The following is a 24,989-nucleotide window of genomic DNA, read 5'->3' as shown; positions in this document are numbered from 1 at the left end:
CTCCGCTAAACACGGGGGCTGCGCGGCGGACACGCCGACGTCAACGCAATGCCACGCCATTTTGCAGAACTTGACGCACACAACTGATCCGGCAGCAGTCGGGACAACATTTGATAGGTGATGCGACGGTGCCATCCGACGATATGCTATCGGGTCCGGAACATCGATCGGTACCGCAGCCAAAGCTGAAACTATGTATGTCGATAACTAAAGTACCGTCAGCGCAGAAATGTCATGCTACGGGCAATTTTCGTTATATTTCAAAGCGTTGACACACAGAAAAGTACCGTCAAATCCCAAAAACGAATGACGGTACTTTTTAGAATGCTCTGTCGGATACGAAAAGTACCGTCAAAAGTACCGTCAGAGTGATCTGCTACAAGCTGGGAGCCGCGCCAGGCGCTCCGATAAAACTTAACGATCGACTTGATAGGTTTGTCAATTCCATTGATAAGGTGCCCTGGCTAGCAGTCTGCCCTGCCCGCAAATCATTGTATTTTCTGCGAAATTCTACGCTAGAGCCGCCTATCATCGCCGTTTCCCTCACTCCCACTCGATTATGCCTGGCGGTTTGCTCGTCACGTCATAGACGACGCGGTTGATGCCGCGCACCTCGTTGATGATGCCGGTGGCGGCTGCGCCCAGGAATGCCATGTCGTGACGGTAGATATCCGCAGTGCTGCCATCTACCGATGGTGATGCGCGTACATACCGATAAGGGCAGCGGTCACGAGCCGCGCTGTCCCCACGGGCATTGCTCTACGTGCGCCCTTCAAGGAAAAGGAGCATTGTGACGGGGCTTAGCTATAGACGCTGTAGCATTGATCTAATGCGATTTATCGCAGCATCGACGCCTTGCCTAGGCAGACTTTCAACCTTGTAAAATGAAAGGAACGTAAGCGAGGCTTGAGGAGCACAGGTATTCAGAATAGCTGTCTTGAGAACACGCCGCATTGGCCGCCTGAGGATCAGCCAATCGACCCACCAAGGTGAGCCCAAAGTTGTTATTGCAACCACCTTCCTTAACTGGTGAAGTCGCGGTTGTATGGCACCAAGATCGGCTGCGTGATCGTATGCAATACCAGGCACCCATACCCTGTCGAACCAGCCCTTCAATATAGCTGGAGGTCCGAACCACCACGTGGGAAAAATCAAGACGATAGTCTCGGCCCAGAGAAGATCCTCAATCTCTTTAGCTACCTCTGTGGTCTCGAATCCGGAATAGTAGCTCGCACGCTCCGCCGGTGTAAGAGCCGGGAAGAAGCCAGATCGATACAGATCAACATGTCGGCACTGGTGCTTCGCATCCACCAGGGTGTCGATAGCTGCGTTCGAAAGCGTTTGGCAAAGGCTTGGATTGAGTGGATGAGCCGTGACAATCAGACATCGCATACTAATATTTTGAATCCTCCCCAATTTGGTTGCGCTGCGCGTCATCATTCGTGCGGCGCGGTGCTCGGGCAAAGCTTCTCATACCAATCATGGGATTTCGAAATAGCTGTACGCGCCACAGTCTTCAAAGAGCAATTGTTTTTCAACGCCGAGAATGGCCCTTCTCGTCGCCTTGAGGGACTAGGGCCACCATGCAAGGACAATCGCCTACATCTGCCGGGGTATTATCGCTTCCGCCACTCTGCTCTCGGCAGCTCGCTAAGACTCCCCCCCATTCCCACTCGATGGTTCATAGCTATGGTAACTCGCTGATTTGGCTATCGCAAATCCTTTGCGCATGACGAAGAACCCTCTTGCGATCCGTCAGAAATTTGCGCTCTTGATTTCAAACACCAATTTCGACGGTCCACGATTTGCTCGTTTTGGCGACTATCGGTATCAATCGGTCGATTTCTTTCTGACGGCCGCCGACCGCTCGAGACAGCGCCATCGGCGACCTGCCAGGCGTCAGTCGCGCGATATGGACAGCCCCGCGAGAAGCGGCGCGTACGCGGCGAGCCTGCGGGATACGAACTCCGTGAAGAGCCGTACGCGCTTCGTCTTGCGTGTCTCCCCCTGTGTGAGAAGCCAGAGCGTTCCGTACATGTGCAGGTCGGTGCCCGGCACCCTCGCCAGCAGGGGGTCGGCATCGCCGACGAAGCAGGGCAGTGTCGTGATCCCGAGCCCTTGCCGTACAGCAACGATCTGCGCCTCGGCGTCCGTGGTCCTGAAGGGAACCGCCGTGGTGCGAACCTCACCCTCGCTGGCCCATTCCGGAATTCCATGAATGCTTATGACGATCCACCGGATGGGATCAGGTGCGCCCGCACGCCACGCGGCTAGTCGATCGCAGGACATATAGACGCCGCCGAACAGCTCCGGTCCCTTCAGGCCGTGAAGATTGAGCGGCAGGGTTTTGCGGTCGTAGACGACGCGGATCGCGACGTCGGCCTCTCGGTTGGTCAGATTTGCCAGCTCGCCGGACGACAAGATTTCCATCTCGATGTCCGGATGCAGACGCTCGAAGTCGGCGAAGTCCGGCATGAGCAGGTGTGTCGCGAGGGGCGGTGCCAGCGTCACCCGCAGAAGCCCGCGCACGCTCTGGTCGCGCCCGAAGACGCGCGTCTCCAGCAGGTGCGACGACACTTCCATCTGGTCCGCGAACTCGAGGACCTCCTCGCCCGCAGTCGTCAGGCGGTAGCCCGAAGGCAGCTTTTCGAACATGTGCACCCCGAGGCGTTCCTCGAGCTGGGCGACACGTCGCAGCACGGTCGAGTGGTTCACGCCGAGGCGCTCGGCGGCGGCCCGCACCGAGCCTCCGCGCGCGACGGCAAGAAAGTAGCGAACGTCATCCCAGTCGATCATGGTGCAATCCGGCACCGCGCGGTGCGCCTTCCAAAGCCCGTATCTAACACATCGAACAGCAGTACGGGCGGTCATCATAGCCTATGTCGACGCGCGCGGCTCAATTCCGAACGGCGGACGCCGATCGTCGCGGCTGGCGTCAGTCGTCCAGCCGGATCGATTTCGCACCACCGATGTGCGCGCTTCCGCACTCAACAACTGACGCCGGCGGACCCATTTCGAGGTTCTCGGGGTGTCCCCGCACAACCAAAGGCGAAGGCCTGGAAGGATAAGTCATGGGAAAGCTTGAAGGGAAGGTTGCAGTCATCACCGGCGGCGCTACCGGCATCGGCCGCGCCGCAGCAAAGCGCTTCATCGAGGAGGGCGCCTTCGTTTTCATCTTCGGCCGTCGGCAGGAAGCGCTCGACGCCGCTGTGGCCGACCTCGGGCCCAATGCCCGCGCGGTGAAGGGCTCGGTCTCCGATCTGACCGACCTCGACCGACTTTACGCTGCGGTGAAGGCCGAGCGTGGAACCCTCGACATCGTCTTTGCCAATGCCGGGGCGGGAAGCCAGCTTCGGCTCGGCGAGATCACCGCCGAGCACATTGACGAAACCTTCGACACCAATGTGAAGGGTACGATCTTCACGATCCAGAAGGCGCTGCCGCTGATGAGCGAGGGCGGTTCGATAATCCTGACCGGATCGAGCGCTGGCACCACGGGCGCCCCGGGGATGAGCGCCTACAGCGCGAGCAAGGCGGCAGTGCGCAACCTCGCGCGGACCTGGGCGGGGGACCTAAAGGGCACCGGCATCCGGGTAAACGTGCTGTCGCCCGGGGCCACTGCGACCGAGCTAGCGAAGGAAGCGCTAGGCGAGGAGGGCCAGAAGGTCTTCGCCTCGATGACTCCGCTCCAGCGCATGGCCGATCCGGCGGAGATCGGGGCGGCGGCGGCCTTTCTCGCGTCGTCGGACAGCAGCTTCATGACTGCCAGCGAGGTCGCCGTTGACGGCGGTCTTGCGCAACTCTGACGCGCTAACCCAGCGCCGTTGAAGGCCGGGGAAATCAATACCAACACGGATCGGAGAAGATCATGAGCTACGCAATTGTAGGATTCGGTAAGATAGGCCAGGCCCTCGCCCACGCCTTCGCCCGTAAAAACATCGACGTGGCCGTCGCGAGCCGCCGACCGCCCGAGGCGTTGGCGCCGCAGGCTCGGGCGATTGGACCCACGGTAGTCGCCAAGTCGCTGCGGGATGCACTCGAGGCCGACACAATCATCTTGGCAGTCCCGTTCGGGGAGCATCGCGAGGTTGCGAAGGCTCTGCCGAGCTGGGAAGGCAAGACAGTCATCGACGCGATGAACGCGTTTCCAGTGCCTGAAGAGCTGGACGGTCTCCCGTCCTCCGCCTTCGTCGCGAAGGCGTTCACCGGCGCCAAGCTCGTCAAAGGGTTCAATCATCTGGGTGCGGCCACTCTGGCTGCCGATCCGATCGTCCAGGGCGGGCACCGTGTCGTCTTTCTGTCGAGCGACGACGAGGACGCGACCGCTCCCGTGGCGGCCTTGGCCAAACAACTCGGGTTCGCACCCGTCAAGCTGGGAAAGCTCAACGAGGGTGGCGCGCTGGTGCACGCGCGCGGCCGCACTTGGGGCCAGCTCATCTTCCAGGATTTGTTCAAGAAGGAGCAGTAATCGATGTACGACCATGTGACTTGGCCCGAGCGATATGATCCGAAAACGTCGGCCATCTACGCACTCAACGACATTGACGTGAAGGCGCCGCCTGAAGCGGTCTGGAAGCTGCTCGTCGAAGCCGAGAATTGGTCGAGCTACTTTCCCGCCGAGGATCAGGTCAAGATTCTGACGGGGGAGCCGGAACTGGCGCTCGGAACGCGATACAGCCGTGTGACGGTTGGATTTCCGATGAGTCTGGTCGTGACGGAATGCGAGCCCCTTCGCAGGCTCGCATGGGCGACGACAGTTGATGGCGACGAGACCGGCTCAAGCGCATACCATGGCTGGGTCATCACGCCTACGGACCATGGCTGCCATGTGCTGACCGAGGAAACGCAGCAGGGCCCCTTCTTCCTCGATGAACTCGGGCGCAAACATCCCGGCGCACTCTATCGGTATCACCAAGACTGGGTCGAAAGCCTCGCCCACGCAGCGGAGGCGGAAACAGCGAAGACGACAGTGGATTGATTGCGCTTCCTGTTTAATTTTGGAGATGAATGAGATGAATATCGAACTCAAAGGCCGCAAGGCCATTGTTACCGGATCCACCGCCGGTATCGGCCGCGCGACGGCGGAGGGGTTGGCACGTGCCGGTGCATCGGTCGTCGTCAACGGCCGTGGAAACGCTCGGGTCGATGAGGCGGTGCGGCAGATGCGGCAGGCCTTCCCCGGCAGCGACATCTCGGGTATCGCCGCTGATCTTGCGACAGCGGAGGGGGCAAAGGCCTTGATCGCGCATGCGCCTGACGCCGATATCCTTGTGAACAACGTCGGTACAGCACACATCCGGAGCTACAACGGCGTCGAGGATATCGCAAATATCCCCGATGAGGACTGGCTTGACCTCTTCCAGTTGAACGTAATGAGTGGCGTGCGCGCGAGCCGTTCATTACCTGCCGCGGATGGTGGCGAAAGGCTGGGGCCGCATCGTGTTCATAAGTAGCGAATCCGCAGTCAACATCCCTAAGGAAATGCTCGACTATGGCATGACCAAGACCGCTCAACTCGCGGTCTCACGCGGGCTTGCCGAGGCGGTCGCGGGCACGGGCGTCACCGTCAACGCCGTCCTGCCGGGACCTACCCGCTCTGAGATCCTGGGCAACTTCATGGCGAAACAGGCTGGCGCAAATGGAATCACGCAGCACGAAGCCGAGCAGGGCTTCCTGCAGGCGATGCGTCCGACGAGCCTCATCCACCGCTTCGCGACCACCGATGAGGTGGCCAACATGATCATCTACACATGCTCGGAGCAGGCTTCGGCGACCACCGGCGCGGCTTTGCGGGTGGATGGTGGCGTGGTCCGCTTCGTCGCGTAGCAGGACGACCAAATTGTGCCGTTCGCCAACTCGGGTCCGCTGTCGGCCAAGCTGCTGAAGCATGGCACGCTTAAGCCTACAGGGATCTGGCGCACGGCATGCGCACGGTCCACGCATTGCGGGAGCACTCTGAAACTATGCGAGGCACGAGAACGTATTCAGCTACGGCGCCGTCCCCGCTGTGCTCGGCGGCTGTGTGCTCGTCTCGTTGGTCCCGCCCCGGGGCTTAGACCATGATACAAATCCACGGAACATAATGTCTATTGTCCGAGGAATTGATCGGCGCTCCGATCCCAATCCAAAGCATGTGCTGTGAACGGCGCGGTGGATCGATCCCTTTGAGCATCTCTACACATAATCGAAGGTCTATCGCCGACCTGCAAAACGGCTGCTTGTTCTTGCAGAATCGCCCGCGAACTATCGCCTCCTATCGTTGACCAACAATTTCCGAATATATCCCACAGTACTCCAACCTACTCTACCGCACGCCCCCTCACTCCCACTCGATTGTTCGGACGGACCATAAGCATCTGATTTCGCTCGAAATTTCTCAGTTTAGATGACAATAAGCCGACATGGGGGCTGTCAAAAATCTACGCTGTTGATTTTAAACAGATTTTTCACTGAATATTTTTCGCATGATTTCGGCATCTATCGAGGTCGATTGCCTCTGAGAGCCGATTTTTAGCGGCTGGGAGCCGCTCCGCTAACAGCGGAAAAGTACCGTCATGTCTCTTATAGCAAGGTTTCGTCGCCCGGGCGAGGCTCGTCCAATCCGCGCCCCAGAGCAAGCCTACACGAGGGCCTGACGCACCGTGTCGCCGTGAAGTCAGGTGGCCGGCAAGCCTGGATCGATGCCGGTCATGGCGATGGAGACGTCCCAGAGCCGCTTCGCAAGCGCGGGATCTTCGGCATGCGGCGCGCGCTTTGCTTCGCCGGCTACACCGCGGATTCCGCCAAGGCCGGTGGGACCGTAATAGCCTCCGGGCTTCACCTTGCCGGTCGCAGCCAAAAGTGCCGGCCACGCGCCCTTGTCGGAGCTATTGAGCAGCAGGCCGACGATTGGGCCTGCGATCTGGACAATCCCCATGTGGCGGCCAAGACTTGTATTGGCGACGCCAGGGTGAACGCCGATGGCTGTGACGGGCGACTTCGGCGCGCGCAGGCGACGATCCAGTTCGAAGAAGAACAGCGCGTTCGCCAATTTGCTGCCGCCGTAGCGATCGGTCTTGATGTAGCTCTTGTCGGCGTTGAGGTCGTCCCAGTCGATCTTGGCCTTCAGATGCGCGATGCTCGAGGTCACGACCACCCGCGATCCCGGCGTCTCCGCCAGTTTGGGCAGGAGCAGCGAGGTGAGCGCGAACACGCCGAGATGATTGACGCCGAACTGCGATTCGAACCCCTGCTTCGTGCGCGTCAGCGGCGGATTCATGATCGCGGCATTGTTGATGAGCGCATCGATCCGTGGCTCCTTCGCCGCGATCTCGGCTGCGGTGCGAACGCTGTCCAGGTCACCGAGGTCGAGCGGCAACCAGACGAGATCGGCATTCGGCGTGATCCGCTTGATCCGCGCGATGGCGTCCTGCGCCCTGGTCTGCTCGCGGCAGCCAAGCAGGACGCGCGCGCCCCTGGCGGCAAGCACCCGCGCGATTTCGAACCCGACGCCGGCGTTGGCGCCTGTGACGATGAAGCTTTTTCCCGTCTGCTTGGGAACATTAGCTTCGGTGAAACCCTTGCAATTCGACATTTTCGATCCTTATCTATGAGTGACTACATACTCATTTATGGGGTAAAACTCAGGCGGCAGACCCCTTCCAGAACAGGTCGAACCCGGCCTGCCGGATGGCGTCACTTTCCTGAGGTTTGGCTGTGACCGCGTTGATGCTGATGTCGGCCAAGTCGAAGAGAATGGTATCGATGTAGAAGGCGATCCTGTCAGGCGCGGCATGGCCGGCGAGACACTCCTCCACCATCGTCCGCGCATCCCGCTGCATGGCGTGACACCGGTTCCGGCTTTCCGCTGTCACGCGATCCGACACCTTCAACTGACGAAGGGCCTTGCGCGCCGTGGCGTGAGCCAGTCCCCAGTCAATCAGACGGTTCCAGACCGCGAATAGTCGGTCTTTGGGGGAGGCGTCCGCCGGATATGGCGCCAGCATCATCTCTACCAAGTCGGCCTCGATCTCGAGAAAGAGCTGGTTGAGCAGATCGTCCTTGGTTGGAAAGTAAGTGAACAGCGTTCCCTCAGACACGCCAGCAGCCTTTGCGATCTTGGCCGTGGACGCGCCTGTGCCCAGGCTGGCGACGAACTTGGCCGCTGCATCGAGCAGTGCCTGTCGCTTTTCTTCACTGAGGGGACGCGCCATATTTCCGTCCAACGACATTGAGTGAGTACATACTCGATTATATAGAGAATGGCATGAGATTGGTCAAGGGATGCAGCCCCGCATCTTTCGCGGTCCATACCGACCAAGCTCGAATGAAGATTGTGTGGGCACACACCATGAGGCTGCGGCTGCCTTTTCAATAAGGGACGCAGTGGGGATCGAGATGTCTGTCGAAAGGGAAATGCATTGGATTCAGGGCCTTGATTGCAGTCCCGGGGCATCATCATGCCTACTTCGATGAGAGCAGGTGATGGCACGCCCAGCCCTGACCAATCCAAAAGCGTGAACGGCACCACAAGCGGACATTATTCGGTATCTATCGAGATGTGTGAGCCGCCTACACTACGACACAGTTTCCCGCAGTATCCGAAACTACGCTCCCGTCACTCCCACTCGATTGTTTTGAGCCATGGTAACGCGTTGACGCGGCAGCACAAACTTTTCTGCACGCCCTAAAGAACCGACCCTGCGATCCGTCAGAAATCTGCGCTCTTGATTTCAAAAGGGAATTTCGGCGATTCGGGATCGGCTCGGTTTCGGCGACTATCGACAACAATCGGTCGATTTTCGACAGCCGCGCCGCAACAAGCCGCGACCCACTGGGGACCAAAAAAAGGACCGTCAAACACGGCCGAGCGGTCCGCACGGTTGCGCCCGGCATTCGCTCGTCGCCGTGGCGTGCCTCACTTGCCGTATGACGCAAGGAACACCCGTACGCCGGCCGCGGCGTGCCGTCGAAGCTTCGCCGGTTTCGGAATCGACTCGTCACCCAACAGCATGGCCCTGTTCAATGGCTCGCCCATAATCAACCAATTGAACTGGGAAGCGGCGACGGCCGGATCATCGATCGCAAGCAGGCCGTGATCAGCCAAACGCTCGAACAACACTGCCATCGCCGCAATTGCGCGCCCGGGTCCGCCATCGAAGAGCGCCTTTGCCAGTTCCGGGAAGCGGCCGACCTCACCGATCACCAGACGGCGTAGCTGCATGACGCGCGGCGTGAGCACGGTGGTAAGCTGTCGGTACGCATAGCGCCGAAGATATTCGGCAATATCTTCGCCCTCGGCGAGTTCGGGCATTTTACTGTGGACCCTATCGCTGGCTCGATTGGTCAAGCTGCTCACGATCTCCACGAACAGCATCTCCTTGTTCGGAAAATTCTTGTAGACGGTCTGTTTCGACACCGCCGCAAGCGCCGCGATCTCGTCCATATTGGTGGCCAGATAGCCCTTTTGCAGAAACACTTCTGTCGCCGCCTCGAGGATGGCCCGGCGCTTTTTCGCCGACCGTCCGTGCGGTTCGAGTTCTTCTGTAGCACCTGCTGAACGCGTCGTGGTCATGCTCCTGGCGTGTCCGCTGCCGATTGACTCACGGGTACTGGACCGTCTAGTTTGATTTGGACCGAGATGCAATGGGGAGAGATCGACAATGCACATCCAGTTCGCGGAGCTTCCGGTGTTCGACCAGGAACGCGCCAAGGCGTTCTACAGCGATCACCTGAACTGCCGCGTCGTCGCCGATCAGCCAATGGGCAATGATGGGTGGCGATGGATCGAACTCGGATTTCCAGGTGCCGAAACCACCCTCCACTTCTTAAGGCGCAAGGACGAAACACCATCTGAGGGGCCCGTCCTCGTGCTGGTTGACAACGAAATCGAAGTCACCGTTCAGAGACTCAAATCGCGAGGCGCCGAGATCATAGCAGAACCGCGCCCCGCGCCATGGCAACCGGGGCGCACGATCGCGGAGTTTCGGGACAGCGAGGGCAATCGCATGATGATCACCAGCAGATGACGCACTCACCTATCATGACCGCAACTTGCTCTTGCGGTGGCGTCGAACTCAAAGCCTTTGGCAGGCCGATCGTGAGCAGTGCCTGCTACTGCGACGACTGCCGGAAGGGAGCTGATCAGATCGAAGCTTTGCCAGGTGCTGGCGCCATACGCGATCCCGATGGCGGCACCGCATACATCCTCTATCGAAAGGACCGCATCGAGTGCTCCAAGGGGGCCGAATTGCTGAGGGGTTACAAGCTTAAGGAAACTTCAGCCACGAATAGGGTCATCGCCATGTGCTGCAATTCAGCGATGTTAATGAACTTCGATAGAGGTCCACATTGGGTCTCGGCATACAGAGCGCGGTTTCACGGAGAACTCCCGCCACTGCAGCTGCGGATTTGCACGAAGTTCAAGTCGGACAGCGATGTCATTCCTGACGACGTGCCGAGCCACCGGGGTTATCCTCTAGGGTTCGTCGTTAAACTTTTGGCATCGCGCGTGGCGATGTTGCTAGGTCGATAAATCGGCCGCCAGCCTGCGCGATAAGACATTCAGATAGGTGCGCAAATCGGATACAGCCTTGCCGCTCAGGGCTCAGGCCTGAATGAATTTCTGTAGGCGATCCGCCACGATCAGCCCTGCCCGGCTGTTCAAGTGCACGCCGTCGGTGTGAAATAGCCAGCCATTTACGCGGGCGACATCATCCGGACGCTGCCGCAGCACCAGTACGCGAAAAGCATCGCGATAGAATGGAAGAAAGTTGAACGCCGTGTAGGCCCGGCCAGGCGAGGCGCAAACTTCCTCGGTGAGCGCCTCATGGAGCGGGACATAGCCGCAGCGTTCCTCGTGCGCGATGGCCGCCACGATCGCAGAATATTCCTTGATCCGCCGGTTGAGCTCGCTCTGGAACGGGTCGTCCGAATCCGGCGCTTCTCCTATCGGAGGGGGCGAGCAAAGGCCGATGTCCGCCGCCGTCTCGCGCTTCAGCCTGCGTGCTATCTCGGCCAGATTCTCGTGGAACCAATCGGGCGAAGGCGTGCGGGGCAGACGCTTCCAAAACGTAAAGAACCGCCGCACTTTGCGTGACACGAGCGTGAGAACATCATTCCCGCCGACCCAGACGATGACCTTGTCGGGACGGCAGGCGAGCACATCCGGCAACCGCTGCAGCGCATTGTAGGCCAAGTCGCCGCCGACGCCAAAATTCCGGAACTCAAATTGCCCGTTGCCCGGCCGCCGGCGGAGCTCCGCCATCCAATCGAATGCCTGGCGCTTGCCCGCCGTGCTGCTCGACCCGAGGCACGCCACGATTTTTCGTTGAGGACGCACCATCGTAACTCCGCCAGGCCAGAAGTGAGAAATCGTCGCCTTATGCTCTTCCCAAAACGGCCGGCCCAGTCATGAGTTTCAGGTCGGATTCCGCGGCGTTTTCCAACATCCATGGACAGGCATAATAATCTTCGATGCGATCGATGACGCGACCGGCGACATGGACACGAACCGGCCACGCGACCTGCCACCGGTCGCCTCGCTGGAAGAGCACGATCAGGACAGGCTCTCCGTCGATCGCCCCCAACTCCATGGTCCACGTCTCCGGGTTTCGCTCGTATTCGACGAAATAGGGAGAACTTCTGACCAGGCCGTCGAAGCAGTCGGCGACCCGCAACCGAGCATCGGCGCTGGTCAGGCTCCGCACGCCATCCCAGTCATGGCGGTTGAAGAGGTCAACATAGCGCTGCAAGAGCCGCGCGGTGTCGGGATCAAGCGGACGGTTCGGTTCACCGGCAGGTTCAGCGGGCAAGTCGGCGAGCTTCGCCCGTCCGCGGGAGAGCGCGGCTTTGACGCCCCCAACCGTCGATTCCACGAGTTCTGCGGTCTCTTCCAGCGAATAGTCGAACACGTCCTTCAAGAGGATGCAGGCGCGCTCCTTGGGCGGCAGGCGGCCAACCAGCCGTTCGATGGCGCGGCGTGCATCGGTCGCTGCCGGCTCTGCAGAGACAACGCCGATGTCGTCCGAATAGCCGTGCTCCGCGCGCTCGCGCACATCGCGTCGCCTCAGAAAGTCGATGCAGCGATTGTGAGCGATGCGAAACAACCAGGGTTTTAGCCGGCGGGGATCATCGAGGGTCTCAATCTTCGTGTAGGCCTCGAACAGCGTCTCCTGCACGAGATCCTCACCGTCGAGGCGTGAGCCCGTCATGCGGGCGCAGTAGCGATGCAGTTGGGCGCGGACGCCTGACACCGTCTCGAGGAAGGCGCGATATCGCGCATCGAACAGGCCGGTCGGTCGCTCGGGCATGTCCTTCAGCTGCCACATCTTGGTTTCAATTTGCCAGTCATGCGACCTCCTGACCTTCAGCGCGTGTTGCCGCGGTTGCGGCCAGACCAAGCTTGGGGCGAACCCATTGTGCCAACCGCGCGATCGCGTCGTCGGCTTCGGGAGCGCGGCCGGCCATCATCTGGAACGAGTGCAGCATCCCCGGAAATACGTCTAAGCGCACCTCGACGCCGGCGGCTTTCGCGCGGTCGGCGAGCGCTCGGCTGTCGTCGAGCAGGGTTTCGTCTCCACCCACTTGCAGATAGATCGGCGGCAGGCCCTTCAGATCGGCAAAGATCGGGCTGGCGAGTGGATGCCGGGGATCGGTCCCTGCAAGGACTTGCGATACCAGCATATCCACGACCGCCTTCTGGAAGAAGGCGTCCTTCTCGCGGTTGCTTTCGTAGGAGTGCCCGCTCGCCGACAGATCATACCAGCCAGAGATGCTGAGGATCGCGGCCGGCAGCGGCCGTCCCGCATCGCGGAGTTTCATCGCCGCCGCAACGATCAGGCCAGCACCAGCGGAATCGCCTGCAGCTATGGTGTGCTTCGGCGCGACACCCTGCTCGGCGAGCCATTCGAACGCGGTCACGGCCTGCTCGATTTGGCGCGGAAACTTGCTCTGGAAAACGTAGTCGTACGTAGCGAGCAGAGCGTAACAGCCGATCGCCTTAGCAAGGTGTCCGACCATCTTGCGATGGGTCCAGATCGATCCGCCGACATAGCCACCGCCGTGCAGGTAAAGCATGACCCGGTCTTTGGCCGCCGTTTTTGGCTGAACCCACAGCGCGGTCTTGTCGCCGACCTTCGTCTCGACGTAATCGACGCCGCCCGGTTCTGCCGTCAAAACGGACCACTCGGATGCTTCCTGTGGCGATTCTCGACCGCTGCGAAAAGCCTCCGCGAGCGTTTCGTAGTGTATCTTGTTCGCTAGGCTCTGCTTGCTGTTCATTTGTCACGCTCCAATTCGTCCAGGAGGGCGATGTCAAGGATGACCGTGCCCATGAACAGCTAAGACGGATGAGCCCAGCGAAAGGATACGTGGCCGGCAGATGCAACGCCTCGCCGGTGGCAGTTGCCGCGGACCCCGGGTGTCAAACCCAGCAAGGCTAGGCTGCTCCACCCTTCTCTGTGGGACGTTCGTTCCAGACATTCGCCGATCGGCCAGATGCTTCGTCTATGCCGTCGCCGGGTGGCCGGGGGCTGGGACTATTGACTATTATCGCCGAGCCAACATCGCCTTAAACGTGCTGCTCTATCCTCTTCTACTCCGCAGTACTCCTCGTCACTCCCACTCGATGGTGCCTGGCGGTTTGCTCGTCACGTCGTAGACGACGCGGTTGATGCCGCGTACCTCGTTGATGATGCGGGTGGCGGCTGCTCCCAGGAATGCCATGTCGTAATGGTAGAAGTCTGCCGTCATGCCGTCGACCGAGGTGACGGCGCGCAGCGCGCAGACGAACTCGTAGGTGCGGCCGTCGCCCATCACGCCGACGGTCTGCACGGGCAGCAGCACGGCGAAGGCCTGCCAGATGGCGTCGTAGAGTCCGGCCTTGCGGATCTCGTCGAGATAGATGGCGTCGGCCTCGCGCAGGATCTCCAGCTTTTCGCGGGTGATGCCGCCCGGACAGCGGATGGCGAGACCGGGACCGGGGAACGGATGCCGGCCAATGAAGCTGTCGGGCAGGCCGAGCTCCTTGCCGAGCGCCCTCACCTCGTCCTTGAACAATTCGCGCAGCGGCTCGACCAGCTGCATGTTCATGCGTTCGGGCAAGCCGCCGACATTGTGATGCGATTTGATCGTCACCGACGGGCCGCCGCTGAAAGAGACGCTTTCGATGACGTCGGGATAGAGGGTGCCTTGTGCCAGGAAATCGGCGCCGCCGAGCTTCTCGGCCTCCTCCTCGAACACTTCGATGAACAGCCGCCCGATGGTCTTGCGCTTCTTCTCGGGGTCCGACTCGCCCTCGAGCGCGCCGATGAAACGGTCAGAAGCGTCGACCAGGATCAGCGGCAGATTGTAATGCTGGCGAAACATCTCCACCACGCCTGATGCCTCGTCCTTGCGCATCAGACCGTGGTCGACAAGGATGCAGGTGAGCTGGTCGCCGACCGCCTCATGGATCAGCAAGGCCGCGACCGAGGAATCGACGCCGCCCGACAGCGCGCAGATCACCTTGCCCTTGCCGACCTGTTTGCGGATCGTCTCGACCGCGTGCTCGCGGTAGGCGCGCATCGTCCAGTCGCCTTCGATACCGGCGATGTTGTGGACGAAGTTGCGGAGCAGCCTGGCGCCGTCCGGCGTATGCACCACTTCGGGGTGGAACATGAGGCCGTACATTTTGCGCTCGACATTGCCGAAGATGGCGAAGGGCGAGCCCTCCGATTTTCCGAGCACCTCGAACCCCTTGGGCAGGGAGATGACGCGATCGCCATGGCTCATCCACACCTGGTGGCGCTGGCCGGGCGCCCACAGGCCCTCGAACAACGGGCTGTCCTTGGCGATCTCGACGAAGGCGCGGCCGAATTCGCGGTGGTCGGAGCTTTCGGCGACGCCGCCCATCTGCACGCACATCGCCATCTGGCCATAGCAGATGCCGAGCACCGGCACGCCGGCATCGAAGACGATCTGCGGCGCGCGCGGGCTGCCGATGTCGCCGGTCGAGGCCGGACCGCCGGACAGGATCACCGCCTTCGGATCGATGCGCTTGAACGCCGCCTCGGCCGACTGGAAGGGCACGATCTCGGAAAAGACGCCGGCCTCGCGGATGCGGCGGGCAATCAGCTGGGTGAACTGGCTGCCGAAATCGACAATCAGGACGGTGTCGGGATGATTGGCTGTTTTCATGGCGAGCGTTTAGAGAAAGAAACGAGTCGGCGCAATGGGTTGTGAGGTCGCGCTTTCACTTCGATTCCGGTGTATCGTCCTGAACGCCAGAGGCTTTGTCCAATGCATCAGTTTGCGTTGTATCGAGTGACCGCAAGGCGCCCATCAGCGCCGCGAAACGCTCGTGACCAAGGCGGGCAACATAGCTCCGTTCGATCTGCAGCTTGATGCGGTCGCCATCGCGCAGGGCGTCCAGGCCCTTGCGGGTGTAGCGCACAAGCTTGCCGCGACCGTCTTGCGGATCGGGCAGACGGTGCAACACACCTTCCGTCTCCAGGCCATCGAGCAATTGCTGAATCGCCTGCTTTGAGATCGCCGAGCGCTCGATCAGCGCCGACTGGCGCATGCCGCCGCGCGGGATATGTCCAAGCAGGCCGGCACGCGCTTCGGTGAACCAGTGATGGCCGGCAGCGCGCATCGCAGCGGCGAACTCGGTCTGCCAGGCGCGGCTCGCCTGCCACAGCCGCCAACCTATGTGATCCGGCAGCGCTTCAGGTTTTTCGTCAAGGCCCTTGACCAAATTCTTCTCGCCCGATACATAGTCAAGCATCTTGACTACTAGTTCACTCTAAGTGGCGATGCCGGTCAAGGCAATCGGCGACTTCAATTCAGGAGGAAATCATGGCAGCACTTCAGAAGGAAGCCCTTGCAATGCTCATTCCGGGCATGACCCATGTGTTGGAACGAAACGGCAAGGAGGCTTACGTCTATTTTGAAAGCGAGGGTGCCGCGCACATGCTGCTCGACGATGGCGAGGCGCGACGCGGGCGCTGGCGGATGCTCGATGACGGTTATGTCGCCGACTGGGACACCGGCGCGACCGGACGCTGGACCCTCGATCACGAGCCCGGGTCAGTCACTTACATCAATCGCGACAACGCCGTTCGCTTCAGGATGATCGGCGTGCTGTTCGGCAACGCTAAGAACCTGCCGCCCCAACAAGCTTGAAGTCGATCGCGCCTGAGGCGATCGCCTGTTGCAGCAGTTGCACCGCCGCGGCCAGCTTCTCGTCGATGACGTGCAGATATTCGGTCCAGTCGCCAACGTGTCTCAGATCGGCCGCGCCGTCGGAAATGCCGCGCAGGCCGATAAGCGGAACGTCGAACAGCTGGCAGGCGCGCAGGCAGGCGAAGGTCTCCATATCGACCATGTCGGCGGCGATCGCGTCGTAGGCGGCGCCGGTGACGATTGCCGCCCCGGTCGACAGCGTCGCCTGTCTGACGCCTGGTATCCTGAACGGCAGCGGCACGCTGACAGGCAGGTCGAGGAACGGGGTGGCGCCCTTCTCGAACCCCAGGGGCGAGGCGTCCATGTCGCGGTAGCCAACCGAAACGGCCTGGTAGATTTCCGTCTGCTCCAGCGTCCGGCTGCCCGCCGACCCGAGCGACACGATGAGATCCGGCAGCGCCATCCCGGCATGCAGCCGGGATAGTTCGGCGCTGAGTCCGACGCCGGCCTCGACCGGTCCGACGCCGGTCATCAGCGGTGTGAACAGCCGTTGCAGGTGTGGACCGTATTCGGCCTCGGCCGCCATGACGAAGAGAACGGACTTGCCGGAGATCGGGGTGAGCTCACCAGGTGCCTTGCCGGCCATGATCGTCCATCCTCCCCTGCCCGCTCCTCAGCCCTCGATGCCGTCGCGGCCGAGCACTGTCATCATCGTTCCGGTCATCGTGGCGATCAGCTTGGCCTCGCCATCGACGGCGAACGCATAGGCTTGTCCATCGGCGACGATGATGGTGCGGCCGGGCTTGGTCACCGAGCCGCGGAACAGGAAGCGCTCGCCCCTGCCGGGCGCCAGCAGATTGACCTTGAACTCGATGGTCAGCACGCCGGAATTTTCCGGCATCAGCGAGAATGCCGCATAGCCGCAGGCCGAGTCGAGAGCCGTCGAAATGACGCCGGCATGGAGAAAGCCGTGCTGCTGCGTCAGCGCCGCAGAATAGGGCATTTCGATCTCGATGATGCCGGGCGTCACCAGCGTCAGCTCGGCGCCAATCGTCATCATCGCGTTCTGGCGCGCGAAGGACGTCCTGACGCGGTCCTCATAATCGGGAGCAGGAACGATCTTTGCTGCCATGGCCGTCGCCCTTCGTTTCTCGGCAAATCTTATTGCAAAGGCATTTATCGCAGAGGGGTGGGCGGCAGGCAATCGCAAATGCTGCACTGCAGCATTCGGCTTAGCCCTGTATCGATAGCAACGATTCAGCCGGCCCGCCGCAGCGCGCAGAAGTAAAAGCCGTCGGTGCCGCTCAGCAATGGCGACAGCGAAATGCCGCCCGCGGCGCCAATGCGCATTGCCGCTTCGTGGCCCGCAAAACGGCTGTCCCAAAGCTGGCGGTGATCGACCGGGACAAAATCGGGATGGCGGTCCCGGAACGCCGAAACCTGGTCGCCATTCTCCTCGTCGAACACCGAACAGGTGATGTAGACCAGCAGGCCGCCGGGTTTGACGAAGTCCCTGGCGGCATCGAGGATCGTCTCCTGCTCGCCCTTGCGGGCGTCGAGCTGTCTCTGCGTCAATCGCCATTTAGCATCCGGCCGGCGCCGCCAGGTGCCGCTGCCGGTGCAGGGCGCATCGATCAAGACGATATCCATGTGCTTGCCGAGCGGCGCCAGCTCGGCCGGCCTGGTGACGACCTGCACATTGCGGTTTTCCGAACGGCGGATGCGGTCGAAGATCGGCGCCAGCCGTGCCTTCTCGGCATCGTGGGCGAAGATCTGGCCGCGATTGTCCATCGCCGCGGACAGCGCCAGCGTCTTGCCGCCGGCGCCGGCGCAGAAGTCGAGCACCTGCATCCCAGGCTCGGCGCCGGCCAGTTCGGCCGCAATCTGGGAACCCTCGTCCTGAACCTCGAACCAGCCTTTCTGGAAGGCCGGTTCGGCCTGCACGTTCGGGTGCCTGCCGTCGCCCTCGATCGGCGGGATGCGGATGCCGTGCGGCGCGATCCGGGCAGGCTTGGCGCCCGTCTCCGCCAGTTCCGCCAGCACCTTGCCGCGATCGGCCTTCAGCGTGTTGACCCTGAGATCGAGCGGCGGGCGCGTCGCCAGCGCGGCACCCTCTTCCACCCAGGCCGTGCCGAACGCCCGTTCGAACAGCGGCATGCACCAGTCGGGGATGTCTGCCCTGACGGCCGGCGGCGCATCGGCAAGCCGGCGACCGCCGAGCGTTTTCAATTCGTCGGCGGTAAGCAGCGGCGGCGCGAACTTGTCGCCCTCGAGCGCCTCGTTCAGCGACTGCGCCGTCTGGCCCCATTCGAGCAGCAGCGCGCCGAAGCCGATGGCGCGCGGTGTATCTTCGCCCAACAGCCAGCCGGCCGAGCGCTTGCGGCGCAGCGCGTCGTAGACGATGTTGCCGATCGCGGCGCGGTCGCCGCCGCCGGCGAAGCGGTGCGACAGGCCCCAGTCCTTCAGCGCATCGGCCACCGGCCGGTGGCGACGGCCAATTTCGTCAAGCACTTCAATGGCTGCCGCCAGCCGCCCGCCCAGTCTCATTGTCGTCTTCCATTACTCAGTAAATTAATTCCGGCCCTGCTCTTAGAGCTTTTCGTGCCCTGATTGAAACAGTTCTGTTTCGCCGACGGCGAGACGATCCATGCCGAGGGGTGACGAATGTGGGTTGGTGCATCGCGAGCCGCGGCCACCAGGCGGGCGCCGGCATGCGGAACGAACAATTCGATAAATATATTATACGTCTCTAATGTTCGTGTCCGGCGCTCACAAGCATAGCGGCTTGCGAAACTGCTCTGCTTTGCAAGTTTTCCGGTTGCGAATACTCTTTGCGCGGTGATTCGCGTCGCAGAAAAAGCGGAGCCGCGGGTCGATACGAGGAGAGGGCAATGAAAACTTATCTGGCGGAAGTTCTAGGCACGTTTCTATTGGTGTTCATCGGCACGGCTTCGGTGGTGACGGGCGGCTTCGGCGGCGCGCTGCCGCTTGGCCAGGAAGGTATCGGTCTGGCGTTCGGCATCGGCCTGATCGCGGCGGCCTATGCGATCGGCCCGATTTCGGGCGCGCACCTCAATCCGGCGGTGACGCTCGGTGTGTTCCTCGCCGGGCGGATGCCGGCCAGGGACGTCATTCCCTATTGGATCGCGCAGGTCATCGGCGCCATCATCGCGTCGCTGGCGCTGTGGATCATCGTCTCCGGACAGGTCGGCGGCCACACCGGCGGCTTCGGCGCCAATGGCTGGGACGTGACGAAATGGGGCGTCAGCTCGGCCTTCCTGTGGGAGCTGATCGGCACCTTCACCTTCGTCACGGTGATCCTCGGCGTCACCAACGCCAAGCACACGACGGCCTTCGCCGGCCTGGTCATCGGCCTGACGCTGGCCGGACTGCACTTCGCCATCATTCCGGTGACCGGCACATCGCTCAACCCGGCCCGTTCGATCGGACCGGCGCTGTTTTCGGGAACTGCGGCGATCGGCCAGCTCTGGCTGTTCATCGTCGCGCCGCTGATCGGCGGCGCCATCGCCGGCGTGGTCGCCAAGGCCGGTATCTTCGAGAAAGACTGACTTTTCGAAGGCTTCATGAAAAAGGCGCGGGTCGAGGCCCGCGCCCTTTTTTGTTGCGTCGAGAAATTCGTATGCCCGGATCAGGCCGCGAGGTCAAAACGGTCGGCGTTCATCACCTTGGTCCAGGCGGCGACGAAATCCCTGACGAACTTCCGCCCGGCGTCCGCCGAGCCGTAGACCTCGGCCAGCGCACGCAATTGCGCGTGCGAGCCGAAGATCAGGTCGGCGCGGGTGCCGGTCCACTTGACTGCCCTGGTCTTGCGGTCGCGCGCTTCGTAGACCTCATCTGAGCCGGCGGCCGGATCCCAGATCGTGTTCATGGAGAGCAGGTTGACGAAGAAATCGTTGGTCAACGTGCCCGGCCTGTCGGTGAACACCCCGTGCTTCGACTGACCGGTGTTGGCGCCGAGCACCCGCAACCCGCCGACGAGCACCGTCATCTCCGGCGCCGTCAAGGTCAGCAGCTGCGCCCGGTCGACCAGCATCGCTTCGACCGACATCGGCGGCTTGCCCCTGACATAATTGCGGAAGCCATCGACTTTCGGCTCGAGCGCGGCGAAGGACTGGACATCGGTCTGTTCCTGCGAGGCGTCCATGCGGCCTGGCGTGAACGGCACCCCCACGTCATGGCCGCCGTCTTTCGCCGCCTTCTCGATCGCGGCGACGCCGCCAAGAACGATCAGGTCGGCAAGCGAGACCTTCTTGCCGCCGGACTGCGAGTTATTGAAACCCTTCTGGATGCTTTCGAGTGTCTCGAGCACCTTGGCCAGCTGCGCCGGCTGGTTGACCTCCCAATCCTTCTGCGGCGCCAGGCGGATGCGGGCGCCGTTGGCGCCGCCGCGCTTGTCGGAGCCGCGGAAAGTCGAGGCCGAGGCCCAGGCGGTCGAGACCAGTTCTGAGACGGACAGGCCGGAGGCCAGGATCTTCGCCTTCAGCGAGACGATGTCCTGCTCGCTGACCAGCTCGTAGTCGATTGCCGGTATCGGGTCCTGCCAGATCAGCTCTTCCTTCGGCACGAGCGGGCCGAGATAGCGGACGGCCGGACCCATGTCGCGATGCGTCAGCTTGAACCAGGCGCGGGCGAAGGCATCGGCGAACTGATCAGGATTCTGATGGAAGCGCCGCGAGATCTTCTCGTAGGCCGGGTCGACGCGTAGCGCGAGGTCGGTGGTCAGCATCGCCGGCGCGCGGCGCTTGGAGGGATCGTGCGCGTCCGGCACGGTGCCTGCACCGGCGCCGCCCTTCGGCGTCCACTGATGGGCGCCGGCCGGGCTCTTGGTCAGCTCCCATTCGTAGTTGAACAGATTGTCGAAGAAGTTGTTGCTCCATTTGGTCGGCGTCGTGGTCCAGGTCACCTCGAGGCCCGAGGTGATGGCGTCGCCGGCAATGCCGGTGGCGTGCTTGCTCGACCAGCCGAGGCCCTGCGCCTCGATGCCGGCGCCTTCCGGCTCCGGGCCGACCAGCGATGCATCACCGGCGCCGTGGGTCTTGCCGAAGGTGTGACCGCCGGCGATGAGCGCCACGGTTTCCTCATCGTTCATGGCCATGCGAGCGAAGGTTTCGCGGATATCGCGCGCTGCGGCCAATGGATCGGGCGTGCCGTTCGGCCCTTCCGGGTTGACGTAGATCAGCCCCATCTGCACGGCGCCGAGATGGCCCTGAAGTTCGCGGTCGCCGGAATAGCGCTCGTCGGCGAGCCACTTGGTTTCCGATCCCCAGTCGACGTCCTGCTCCGGCTCCCAGACATCGGCGCGGCCGCCGGCGAAGCCGAAGGTCTTGAAGCCCATCGATTCCAGCGCGACGTTGCCGGTGAGGATCAACAGGTCGGCCCAGGAGATCTTCCTGCCGTATTTCTGCTTGACCGGCCACAGCAGCCGGCGCGCCTTGTCGAGATTGGCATTGTCCGGCCAGCTGTTGAGCGGCGCGAAACGCTGCTGGCCGGCGCCGGCGCCGCCACGGCCGTCGCCGATGCGATAGGTACCGGCGCTGTGCCAGGCCATGCGGATGAAGAGCGGGCCGTAATGGCCGAAATCGGCCGGCCACCAATCCTGCGAATCGGTCATCACCTGGTGCAGATCCCTGATCACCGCATCGAGATCGAGGCTCTTGAATTCCTTGGCGTAGTCGAAGTCCTCGTCCATCGGGTCCGACAGGCTGGACTGCTGATGGAGGACGCCAAGGTCAAGCTGGTTCGGCCACCAGTCACGGTTGCTCCTCCTGGCCGATCCATGTGGGACCGGGCATTTGCCGGCGCTGTTGTCGTCGGTTTTCGCGTCCATCTTTGCCTCCGATTTGTTGATTTTTCGGGATTTTGTTGATTTTCCGGGCAGGGCCGGCGGCCGCGCCATCCTGGAATGGTTCCAGACTAGCCCGCCCAGCCGATAAAGACAAATTGCCTTTGCTGTTTATTCTGATAGGTTTTCCTTATGATCGGTTTAACCGTCCGGCAGATGCATTATTTCGAGGCGCTGGCGCAGACGCTGCATTTCGGCCGTGCCGCAAAACTCGCCGGCGTCAGCCAGCCGGCGCTGTCTTCGCAGATCGCCGAGATGGAGCTGCGGCTGAATTGCCGTCTGTTCGAGCGCGGCGGCAAGGTGGTGCGGATGACCGATGAGGCCGTGGCCCTGCTGCCGCGCATCGAGCGCATTCTTGCCGACGTCCGCGACGTCGAGGCGACGGCCCGGCGCGGCCGCCCGGCGCTGGAAGGCCGCTTCCGGCTCGGCATCATCCCGACGGTGGCGCCCTATCTCTTGCCGCATGTGCTGCCGGAGCTGAAACGGCATTTCCCGGCCTTGCAGCTGGAACTGCGCGAAGCGGTGACCGCCTCGCTGGTCGAGGACACCAGTTCGGGTAAGCTCGACGCTTTCGTCGCGGCGCTGCCTCTCGATTACCCAGGCCTGGTTACCGAGGAACTTTTCTCCGACCGGTTCTTCCTGGCCGTGCCGGCCGGCGATCCCGCCTTCGCCTCGCCGCCGGTGCCACCGGAGAGCCCGGCACTGGAGCGGCTGATGCTGCTGGAGGAAGGCCATTGCCTGCGCGAACAGGCGCTCGCCGTGTGCGGCAACGTGCGGCCGGTGGCGATGGCAAGCTATGGCGCGACCAGCCTGACGACGCTCTTACAGATGGTGGCGCACGGGCTCGGCGTCACGCTCATCCCGGAAATGGCGGCAGGGCCGGCCAGCACTATCCCCGATTTGAAGATCGTGCCGTTCCAGGAACCGATGCCGCAGCGCACGATCTGCCTCGCCTGGCGGCGCAACAAGGTGCGCCACGACGAATGCGTCGAACTGGCGAAGATCATCCGCGGGCTGGACGCGGCGGTGCTGGCGGCTTGAGCGGCGGGTCAAGGATCCGGGTTTAGCCCCGAAGCCAACCTGCAAGAAAACGGCTTCAATCCCTTTTCCAGGCTGCGAGCAACGGGCCGTTGCTTCCATAGACAGGGTCCTTGCGCGGACGGCCGACCCTGGGGATCGTGACGACTGCCTTGGCATGGTCGGCGGCGGTCGTACACAGGTCATAGGTGCCGGATGGAGGATAGGCGCCGACAACCAGAAAATCGTCGGATGCGGAAAGACGCTGGTGCCCGGTGCCGGCCGGAAGAACCGCGACGTCGCCGGCCTTCAGCGGCAGCGTTCGTCCCTTGCTGCCGCCAAAGCGGACCTTGGCCGTGCCGCGCGCAACGCCCAGCACCTCGTGTATCCGCGAATGGTAGTGGACGTAGTCGTAGATGCCATTGCGCCAGCTATCGCCCCAGCCGTTTGCCTCGAAAAGCGCCTCCATGACGGCCGCCGGATCGAATTCCTCGGGCAGCTTCACGGCGCCGCGATAGACGACAAGCGGCCAGGACGGATGGTTGGGCACCAGGCCATCATCGCTGAACCGAAACGCATTCGGTTTGCGCGGCCTCAGGAGGTCGGCGACCTCTCGCCGGCCCGGCCTGGCGATACCGGTGACCTGCTCGACGGCTTTCTTCGTGGTTTGCAGAATGCTCATGATGCGGCCTTGGATTGGTGGTGGCTTCATGCCGATTAACCGGCTGCATGGCGGGTCGGTTCCGCTGAGGGCAGAGATCTGCGATCTGTGCGGTCGGCATTTGACGTCCGGGCACATCGAAGCCGCCCAAGTTTCAAGACTTGAACACCGCAAGCATGTGAAGATCCAATCGGTCCCGCCGCTGCGTCGTCCCATTGCACGGATGAGACGATTACATTGTTTTGCCACAGCGCTCGCGACAGCTCGCGAAACGGGCGACCCGCAGAGGCTTTTTTCGTGTTATGATGCACTTGCAACGCGCGTAATCTCGACCTCGGCAATATGGCAAAGGTCGAACGCATTTTTGCCCTGGCGTCGCCCAGCATGGACTCAACTCCGGATGGCTGGGTGTGCTTATCCGAGGCGAGGAGGTTGTCCATGTCCATGAGTAATGTCGAACGCCCGCTGCAGCCGGGCGACCGGGCGCCGAATATTATTCTCGATGCGATCTCCCGCGAAGGCAAGATCGCGCTCGATGATTTTCGAGGCCGTAGCCCGTTGTTGATCGGTTTGTTCCGAGGCCTGCACTGTCCGTTCTGCCGGCGCCATGTCGCGGCGATGGCGCAACTCAAGCCGGCCCTGCGTGAGAAAGGCGTCGAATGCCTGGCGGTGGTCAATACGCCAGTCGAGCGGGCGCGGCTCTATTTCCGTTACCACCCGGCACCCGATCTTCTCGCCGCGTCCGACCCGGAGCGGGCCTCGCACCGTGCTTTCGGCTTGCGCGAGGTCGGGATGGACACGGTCATGGCGATCCGTATCGATCTCCCGGGCGAGTTGCCCGAGCCTATGGACGTCATGGCAATGTACGAGTTTCTTAACAAGAAGGAAGGATATGAGATTACGGGAGCCGACCAGCAGGCGATGGCTTCCGGCCAGGGGCAGCTTGTCGGTCAGTTCCTAATCGACCGGGCGGGCATCGTACGCTGGAACTTCACTGAAGTTCTGGAGGATGGCCTCAATACCTTCAAGGCGCCGAATCCGGAGGAATTGATGTCAGCGGCTTCCCAAGTTGCACATTGATGGGCTGCGGAAATAGGCGGCTGACAACTCGCTCGACGACCGCGCCCTTCCCGCTCACTACCGGGGAACGGCCGTCCTGGGTCGATAGTGTTGAAAAAGTCCGGGTTGCAGCAGTCCTGAAGCACTTCTCTATTCGGCACGTTGAGGTCAAGCGCTTTCGAGCTTGCGGCTTCTCCGGCGTTTGACGTCTTTCGCGGGGCCTCGCTTCTCTACGGGATCGGCTTT

At 61.9% G+C, this 24,989-nt stretch carries 24 protein-coding genes and 3 pseudogenes; 11 read left to right on the top strand and 16 right to left on the bottom strand.

Annotation, left to right across the window (positions count from 1 at the left end):
• Positions 1-543: 543 nt before the first annotated feature.
• From NKH67_RS34255 to NKH67_RS32385, 3 genes and pseudogenes are all read right to left on the bottom strand, one after another.
• A pseudogene (locus NKH67_RS34255) lies at positions 544-708 on the bottom strand (GMP synthase (glutamine-hydrolyzing)); the annotation flags it as partial.
• Positions 709-804: 96 nt separating this feature from the next.
• Positions 805-1,392: an NAD(P)H-dependent oxidoreductase gene (locus NKH67_RS32390; protein WP_352502216.1), complete on the bottom strand. Its 588-nt coding sequence runs from the start codon at positions 1,390-1,392 to the stop codon at positions 805-807.
• A 507-nt stretch (positions 1,393-1,899) separates the two neighbouring features.
• Positions 1,900-2,796 (bottom strand): LysR family transcriptional regulator, encoded by an 897-nt coding sequence (locus NKH67_RS32385; protein WP_352680899.1) that lies wholly within the window; start codon positions 2,794-2,796, stop codon positions 1,900-1,902.
• 275 nt (positions 2,797-3,071) lie between these two features.
• On the opposite strand from NKH67_RS32385, the gene NKH67_RS32380 reads away from it, so the two are divergent.
• The 5 genes and pseudogenes from NKH67_RS32380 to NKH67_RS32360 form a co-directional block, all read left to right on the top strand.
• A complete protein-coding gene (locus NKH67_RS32380) occupies positions 3,072-3,806 on the top strand; it encodes an SDR family NAD(P)-dependent oxidoreductase (RefSeq protein ID WP_352680897.1) in 735 nt (244 codons plus the stop codon).
• A 62-nt stretch (positions 3,807-3,868) separates the two neighbouring features.
• Positions 3,869-4,468, top strand: coding sequence for an NADPH-dependent F420 reductase (locus tag NKH67_RS32375; RefSeq protein ID WP_352502129.1), 600 nt, complete (start codon positions 3,869-3,871; stop codon positions 4,466-4,468).
• A gap of 3 nt (positions 4,469-4,471) precedes the next feature.
• The gene (locus tag NKH67_RS32370; RefSeq protein ID WP_352450990.1) at positions 4,472-4,978 is read left to right on the top strand and encodes an SRPBCC domain-containing protein; all 507 of its coding nucleotides are present in this window, start codon (positions 4,472-4,474) and stop codon (positions 4,976-4,978) included.
• Positions 4,979-5,012: 34 nt separating this feature from the next.
• A pseudogene (locus NKH67_RS32365) lies at positions 5,013-5,826 on the top strand (SDR family NAD(P)-dependent oxidoreductase).
• A 3-nt stretch (positions 5,827-5,829) separates the two neighbouring features.
• Positions 5,830-5,942, top strand: a pseudogene (locus NKH67_RS32360) (alpha/beta fold hydrolase); the annotation flags it as partial.
• Positions 5,943-6,655: 713 nt separating this feature from the next.
• On the opposite strand, the gene NKH67_RS32355 reads toward NKH67_RS32360, so the two are convergent.
• The 3 genes from NKH67_RS32355 to NKH67_RS32345 form a co-directional block, all read right to left on the bottom strand.
• On the bottom strand, positions 6,656-7,573 hold the full coding sequence (locus tag NKH67_RS32355; protein ID WP_352502127.1) for an oxidoreductase: 918 nt from the start codon (positions 7,571-7,573) through the stop codon (positions 6,656-6,658).
• Between the two features lie 49 nt (positions 7,574-7,622).
• Entirely contained in the window at positions 7,623-8,192 is a 570-nt protein-coding gene (locus NKH67_RS32350; protein WP_352680894.1) for a TetR/AcrR family transcriptional regulator, read from the bottom strand.
• Positions 8,193-8,896: 704 nt separating this feature from the next.
• Positions 8,897-9,553 carry a TetR/AcrR family transcriptional regulator gene (locus NKH67_RS32345; protein WP_352680892.1) on the bottom strand — a complete coding sequence of 219 codons (657 nt, stop codon included), beginning with the start codon at positions 9,551-9,553 and terminating at the stop codon, positions 8,897-8,899.
• An 88-nt stretch (positions 9,554-9,641) separates the two neighbouring features.
• On the opposite strand from NKH67_RS32345, the gene NKH67_RS32340 reads away from it, so the two are divergent.
• On the top strand, positions 9,642-10,007 hold the full coding sequence (locus NKH67_RS32340; RefSeq protein WP_352680890.1) for a VOC family protein: 366 nt from the start codon (positions 9,642-9,644) through the stop codon (positions 10,005-10,007).
• Positions 9,935-10,513 (top strand): GFA family protein, encoded by a 579-nt coding sequence (locus NKH67_RS34250; protein WP_502893840.1) that lies wholly within the window; start codon positions 9,935-9,937, stop codon positions 10,511-10,513. The genes NKH67_RS32340 and NKH67_RS34250 overlap by 73 nt, the downstream gene beginning before the upstream one ends.
• Positions 10,514-10,585: 72 nt before the next feature.
• Here the strand turns inward: NKH67_RS34250 and NKH67_RS32335 are convergent, their stop codons facing one another.
• The 5 genes from NKH67_RS32335 to NKH67_RS32315 all read right to left on the bottom strand — a co-directional run bounded on the left by NKH67_RS32335 (position 10,586) and on the right by NKH67_RS32315 (position 15,745).
• On the bottom strand, positions 10,586-11,323 hold the full coding sequence (locus tag NKH67_RS32335; protein WP_352680888.1) for an SGNH/GDSL hydrolase family protein: 738 nt from the start codon (positions 11,321-11,323) through the stop codon (positions 10,586-10,588).
• Between the two features lie 37 nt (positions 11,324-11,360).
• Entirely contained in the window at positions 11,361-12,290 is a 930-nt protein-coding gene (locus NKH67_RS32330; protein WP_352681202.1) for an RNA polymerase sigma factor, read from the bottom strand.
• 37 nt (positions 12,291-12,327) lie between these two features.
• Positions 12,328-13,260: an alpha/beta hydrolase gene (locus tag NKH67_RS32325; protein ID WP_352680886.1), complete on the bottom strand. Its 933-nt coding sequence runs from the start codon at positions 13,258-13,260 to the stop codon at positions 12,328-12,330.
• A 333-nt stretch (positions 13,261-13,593) separates the two neighbouring features.
• Complete coding sequence (gene guaA, locus NKH67_RS32320) at positions 13,594-15,156, bottom strand: glutamine-hydrolyzing GMP synthase (RefSeq protein WP_352473470.1); 1,563 nt, start codon at positions 15,154-15,156, stop codon at positions 13,594-13,596.
• 55 nt (positions 15,157-15,211) lie between these two features.
• The gene (locus tag NKH67_RS32315; protein WP_352680884.1) at positions 15,212-15,745 is read right to left on the bottom strand and encodes a MarR family winged helix-turn-helix transcriptional regulator; all 534 of its coding nucleotides are present in this window, start codon (positions 15,743-15,745) and stop codon (positions 15,212-15,214) included.
• A gap of 71 nt (positions 15,746-15,816) precedes the next feature.
• Between NKH67_RS32315 and NKH67_RS32310 the strand changes: the two genes are divergently transcribed.
• Positions 15,817-16,143, top strand: a complete 327-nt coding sequence (locus NKH67_RS32310; protein ID WP_352680882.1) for a hypothetical protein — start codon at positions 15,817-15,819, stop codon at positions 16,141-16,143.
• Here the strand turns inward: NKH67_RS32310 and NKH67_RS32305 are convergent.
• From NKH67_RS32305 to NKH67_RS32295, 3 genes are all read right to left on the bottom strand, one after another.
• A complete protein-coding gene (locus NKH67_RS32305) occupies positions 16,115-16,789 on the bottom strand; it encodes a 5'-methylthioadenosine/S-adenosylhomocysteine nucleosidase (protein WP_352680879.1) in 675 nt (224 codons plus the stop codon). The two genes, NKH67_RS32310 and NKH67_RS32305, sit on opposite strands and share 29 nt — an antisense overlap.
• A gap of 27 nt (positions 16,790-16,816) precedes the next feature.
• Positions 16,817-17,275 (bottom strand): PaaI family thioesterase, encoded by a 459-nt coding sequence (locus tag NKH67_RS32300; RefSeq protein WP_023677140.1) that lies wholly within the window; start codon positions 17,273-17,275, stop codon positions 16,817-16,819.
• A 125-nt stretch (positions 17,276-17,400) separates the two neighbouring features.
• A complete protein-coding gene (locus NKH67_RS32295; RefSeq protein ID WP_352680877.1) occupies positions 17,401-18,690 on the bottom strand; it encodes an RsmB/NOP family class I SAM-dependent RNA methyltransferase in 1,290 nt (429 codons plus the stop codon).
• A gap of 344 nt (positions 18,691-19,034) precedes the next feature.
• On the opposite strand from NKH67_RS32295, the gene NKH67_RS32290 reads away from it, so the two are divergent.
• Positions 19,035-19,712 (top strand): MIP/aquaporin family protein, encoded by a 678-nt coding sequence (locus NKH67_RS32290; protein ID WP_023677138.1) that lies wholly within the window; start codon positions 19,035-19,037, stop codon positions 19,710-19,712.
• An 80-nt stretch (positions 19,713-19,792) separates the two neighbouring features.
• Here NKH67_RS32290 and katG read toward each other — a convergent pair whose 3' ends face one another.
• Positions 19,793-21,991 (bottom strand): catalase/peroxidase HPI, encoded by a 2,199-nt coding sequence (gene katG, locus NKH67_RS32285; RefSeq protein ID WP_353032806.1) that lies wholly within the window; start codon positions 21,989-21,991, stop codon positions 19,793-19,795.
• A gap of 147 nt (positions 21,992-22,138) precedes the next feature.
• Here katG and NKH67_RS32280 point away from each other — a divergent pair, with 147 nt between their 5' ends.
• Positions 22,139-23,047, top strand: a complete 909-nt coding sequence (locus NKH67_RS32280; RefSeq protein WP_352680873.1) for a hydrogen peroxide-inducible genes activator — start codon at positions 22,139-22,141, stop codon at positions 23,045-23,047.
• Positions 23,048-23,102: 55 nt separating this feature from the next.
• Here the strand turns inward: NKH67_RS32280 and NKH67_RS32275 are convergent, their stop codons facing one another.
• Positions 23,103-23,705 carry a cupin gene (locus NKH67_RS32275; protein WP_352768189.1) on the bottom strand — a complete coding sequence of 201 codons (603 nt, stop codon included), beginning with the start codon at positions 23,703-23,705 and terminating at the stop codon, positions 23,103-23,105.
• A gap of 417 nt (positions 23,706-24,122) precedes the next feature.
• Here NKH67_RS32275 and NKH67_RS32270 point away from each other — a divergent pair, with 417 nt between their 5' ends.
• Entirely contained in the window at positions 24,123-24,764 is a 642-nt protein-coding gene (locus NKH67_RS32270; protein WP_353032811.1) for a peroxiredoxin-like family protein, read from the top strand.
• The last annotated feature ends 225 nt before the right edge of the window (positions 24,765-24,989 follow it).

Source organism: Mesorhizobium sp. M0968 (genome assembly GCF_040319065.1).
GTDB lineage: Bacteria > Pseudomonadota > Alphaproteobacteria > Rhizobiales > Rhizobiaceae > Mesorhizobium.
Note: the sequence above shows the minus strand (reverse complement) of the source record. Positions and strands in the feature narration are given on the sequence as shown.